A 4,005-nucleotide genomic window follows, 5' to 3' on the forward strand; every position below is an offset into this window, starting at 1 on the left:
CTCCGTTCTCTCCGGTACGCACACGGGTGACGGAGTCCAACGGAGCGACCCACACCTTGCCGTCGCCGATGGTCCCCGTGCCCGCCGCCTTGACGATGGTGGAGACCAGGGTATCGGCATCGGCATCGTCCGCGAGAACCTCAATGCGGATCTTGGGAATCAGGTCGACGGTGTACTCGGCGCCGCGGTAGACCTCGGTATGGCCACGCTGACGGCCATACCCATTGGCCTCCGACACCGTGAGTCCGTGAACCCCCGCCGCGGATAGAGCCTGCTTGACGTCATCGAGCTTATGCGGCTGAATGATCGCTGTGATGAGCTTCATCTCACTTCACCTCCTTGATGACCGAGCTGGACATGCCAGCGAAATCGTAGGCACGCTCGCCCTGATCGACCAGATCGATGCCCGAGACCTCCTGCGCCTCGGTGACGCGCCATCCCATGGTCTTCTCCAATGCGAACGCGATGATCGCGGTGATAACCGCCGAGTAGGCGATGGCCACCAGGGCGATGATGATCTGCACCAACAGCTGCTTTCCGTCGCCGCCGGCGAACAGGCCGGTCCCCTCGGCGAAGAAGCCGATGAGGACGGTTCCTGTCAGACCTCCGACGCCGTGGACACCCACGACGTCAAGCGAGTCGTCATATCCAAGCTTGAACTTCAGACCACAGGCGAAGCAGCACAGAACACCGGCAATCGCCCCCAGAACCATGGACCATATCGGCGAGACGACATCGGCGGCGGGCGTGATGGCGACCAGACCGGCAACCATGCCCGAGGCCGCGCCCATGGCGGTGTAATGCCCGCTGCGGATCTTCTCGGTGAAGAGCCATGCCAAGGTCGCGGCCGACGTGGCCGCGGTGGTGGAGACCCACGCGTATCCGGCGGTGCCGTTGGCGCCGAAGGCCGAGCCCGCGTTGAATCCGAACCAGCCGAACCACAGAAGGAAGGCTCCCAGCATGACGAAGGGAACATTGTGCGGACGAATCGGCTCGGTGCCGAATCCCTTCCGCTTGCCGATGATCAGCACGATTACCAGTGCGGCGATTGCCGCGTTGATATGGACCACGGTGCCGCCTGCGAAATCATGCGCCGCTGCGCCAATCGCGGTGGAGATCGGACCCGTGCCGGAAAGCAGACCGCCGTTCCAGACCATATGGGCCATCGGCGCGTAGTCGAAGGTGATCCACAGAGCCACGAAAAGCATCCACGTGCTCATCTTGATGCGCTCGGCGAGGGCGCCCGAGATCAGGGCCACCGTGATCATGGCGAACGCCAGCTGGAAGGCCACATCGATGCTCACCGGGTATTTGTTCCCGTTCATCCCGGTGGCGGTCCAAACGCCGTCCTTGGCGACGACCGCGTCCTTGAGAAGGAACCCGGACGCGGGATCACCGAAGATGCCCCCGACGTCCTTGCCCGCATAGGCGATCGACCAGCCCCAGAACATCCATACGACACCCGTCACGGCGAGCGCACCCACCGATAGCATGAGCATGTTCAGCACAGCCTTGGCGCGGACCATTCCTCCGTAGAAGAACGCCACGCCGGGCGTCATCAGGAACACCAACGACGCGGATGTGAGAATCCATGCGGCATTTCCGGAGTCCATATCTACCTCCCTCTCTGACCTCGTTTTGCGAACGCCCTGTCCATGGCGGACGGGGTTCCCAGTGGCCCCTTCTATCTCCTCCGCACCCATCCACGACGTGAATAAGGATGCACAAGGCCAACAATGCACATGCAAAGCCACCAGAGTTTTCAAAACGTTACATCATGTTACGAACACGTTACCCGCGTCTAGGACAGCAGGCCATCGACGAAGCCCGCGGGGTCGAAAACAGCCAGATCGTCCGGCCCCTCGCCCAGCCCCACAAGTTTGACGGGAACGTGCAGCTCGTTCTGAACCGACACGACGATTCCACCCTTCGCCGACCCATCCAGCTTGGTGAGCACAACGCCCGTGACGCCTATCGCCTCGGCGAAGACACGCGCCTGGGTCAGGCCGTTCTGTCCCGTGGTGGCGTCAAGCACAAGGAGAACCTCCGCCACCGGCACGCGCTTCTCGATGACTCGCCTGATCTTGCCCAGCTCGTCCATCAGGTTCGACTTGTTCTGCAGACGACCGGCGGTGTCGACGATCAGCACGTCGGAGCCCTGCGCGAGGGCCTTGTCGGCGGCGTCGAAGGCCACAGATGCGGGATCCGCGCCATCCTTCTCGGAACGCACGACGGGAACCCCGACTTTGGCGCCCCATGTTTGGAGCTGGTCGGCTGCGGCGGCGCGGAACGTGTCCGCAGCGGCCATCATAACCGTTTTGCCTTCGGCCACGAGAAGCCGTGCGAGCTTGCCCGCCGTTGTGGTCTTGCCCGTCCCATTGACTCCCACCATGATGATGACGGATGGCTTGGTGGCATCGGGCCTGACCGCGTTGAGCCGTCGATCCACCCCCTCCCCGACGACATCCAGAAGACGGGCGCGCAAAGCCTCGCGGACCTGCCCGGGGTCGCTCGTCCCGGTGACGCGGGCGTCGGAGCGGAGACCCTCCACCAAGGTCTCGGTCGCCTCCGCGCCGACATCGGCCATCAGCAGAGTGTCCTCGACATCCTCCCAGTCCTGCGCCGAAAGATTGTCGCGGGTGAGGATGGAGAACAGGGTGCGTCCGATCGGATTCGACGTGGAGGAAAGACGCGCGCGCAGACGGGTCCACCGGGAGGACGAGGATTCGGGGCTCTCCCTCGTCCGCGTGCCCGATGCCGCAGCAACGCCAGACGTACCGGGCGCCGGCAGCGGCTGAATCCCCGATGGCTCATCCTTCAGGGAACCTATGATCTCCGGAGCGCGGTCCGAGGACCTGGCTACGGACGGTGCAGTCGACGGGGACGTGGGGCCGTCTTCAGCAACCGTTTTCGCAGGAACGTCTTCGGACGCGACATTCTCTTCACCACGGCGGCCGCGGGTTGCGCTCCTCCACCGGGCCACCACCACACCAACAACAATGGCGATGACCACCAGAGCCGCGACGACGGCATAAACAACGACAGTTGAGTCTGACATACATCCAGACTAAGAGGGCAAACGGACGAGCGCCACATCCGCGGACGTCCATCCCCCCGGCGTGCCACACTGGAGTCATGGCCAACGCATCGAGGATGACATCCTATCAACGGCGCGAGCAGCTCATCGCCGTCGGACGCGCGCTTTTCGCCTCGAAGGGATTCGAAGCGGTGAGCGTGGAGGAGATTGCCGCGAACGCCAAGGTGAGCAAGCCCATCGTGTATGAGCACTTCGGAGGCAAGGAAGGGCTGTACGCGGTGGTCGTCGACAGGGAGATGCGCTCCCTGACCGACGCTCTGGCGGGATCGCTGTCCGATACTGACGCCCCGCCCCGTCAGATCGTCGAGCGTGCGGCCCTGGCTCTACTCACTTATATAGAGGAAAACACGGAAGGGTTTCAGGTTCTCGTCAGGGATTCGCCCAGCACGGACCCGGCGGGATCTTTCAGCTCGCTGCTTGGGGATGTGAGCGTCAGAGTCGAGCAGATTCTGTCCCAATGGTTCCGACGACAGCATCTTCCCGCCAAAGGCGCCCCCTACTACGCACAAATGCTTGTGGGGCTGACGGTCTTCACGGGCCAGTACTGGGCGAATCAGCGCAAGGTGAGCAAGGAGCAGCTGGCGGCGCACATTGTCAATCTGGCATGGCATGGACTCTCACGGCTGGAAGCCAAGCCGGAGCTGCGATATGAGGGCGCGAAGGCTCGAAAGCTTCAGGAGAAGCGTCCCGCCGCCCCGACGGATGAGGAATCGCATACGACGGTGGACGCGGAACCCCGCGCGGACACGGACACGACCCCAGGCGCGGAACCCACCGGCACTGGCCCTACCGAAGAGTCACAGGACATGCTAGGTTAGGTGCCGACAGGACGTGGGAAACGGGCCAGATCGACAGCCACGACCGGACGGGCGCGATCACGCGTCCCGCCGTCACGAACCGGACGTCAA

The 4,005-nt window shown here is 63.4% G+C and carries 4 protein-coding genes; 1 reads left to right on the forward strand and 3 read right to left on the reverse strand.

All coding sequences use genetic code 11. The features are described from left to right. The 3 genes from Q1X90_RS03775 to ftsY form a co-directional block, all read right to left on the reverse strand. Window positions 1-325, reverse strand: a 325-nt coding sequence (locus Q1X90_RS03775; protein ID WP_300766688.1) for a P-II family nitrogen regulator, incomplete at its 3' end; no start/stop codon positions are given. Window position 326: 1 nt separating this feature from the next. After that, window positions 327-1,613, reverse strand: a complete 1,287-nt coding sequence (locus Q1X90_RS03780) for an ammonium transporter (protein ID WP_022861192.1) — start codon at window positions 1,611-1,613, stop codon at window positions 327-329. Window positions 1,614-1,801: 188 nt separating this feature from the next. After that, window positions 1,802-3,058, reverse strand: coding sequence for a signal recognition particle-docking protein FtsY (gene ftsY / locus Q1X90_RS03785; RefSeq protein WP_300766692.1), 1,257 nt, complete (start codon window positions 3,056-3,058; stop codon window positions 1,802-1,804). A gap of 77 nt (window positions 3,059-3,135) precedes the next feature. Between ftsY and Q1X90_RS03790 the strand changes: the two genes are divergently transcribed. Then, on the forward strand, window positions 3,136-3,915 hold the full coding sequence (locus Q1X90_RS03790) for a TetR/AcrR family transcriptional regulator (RefSeq protein WP_300766694.1): 780 nt from the start codon (window positions 3,136-3,138) through the stop codon (window positions 3,913-3,915). Window positions 3,916-4,005 lie beyond the last annotated feature (90 nt).

Origin of the sequence: uncultured Bifidobacterium sp. (assembly GCF_949292005.1) — a bacterium.
Lineage (GTDB): Bacteria > Actinomycetota > Actinomycetes > Actinomycetales > Bifidobacteriaceae > Bifidobacterium.

Bases quoted from the DNA above. Each gene is read 5' to 3' on its own strand.
- Q1X90_RS03780 (WP_022861192.1), bottom strand. From the start codon at position 1,613: ATGGACTCCGGAAATGCCGCATGGATTCTCACATCCGCGTCGTTGGTG.
- ftsY (WP_300766692.1), bottom strand. From the start codon at position 3,058: ATGTCAGACTCAACTGTCGTTGTTTATGCCGTCGTCGCGGCTCTGGTG.
- Q1X90_RS03790 (WP_300766694.1), top strand. From the start codon at position 3,136: ATGGCCAACGCATCGAGGATGACATCCTATCAACGGCGCGAGCAGCTC.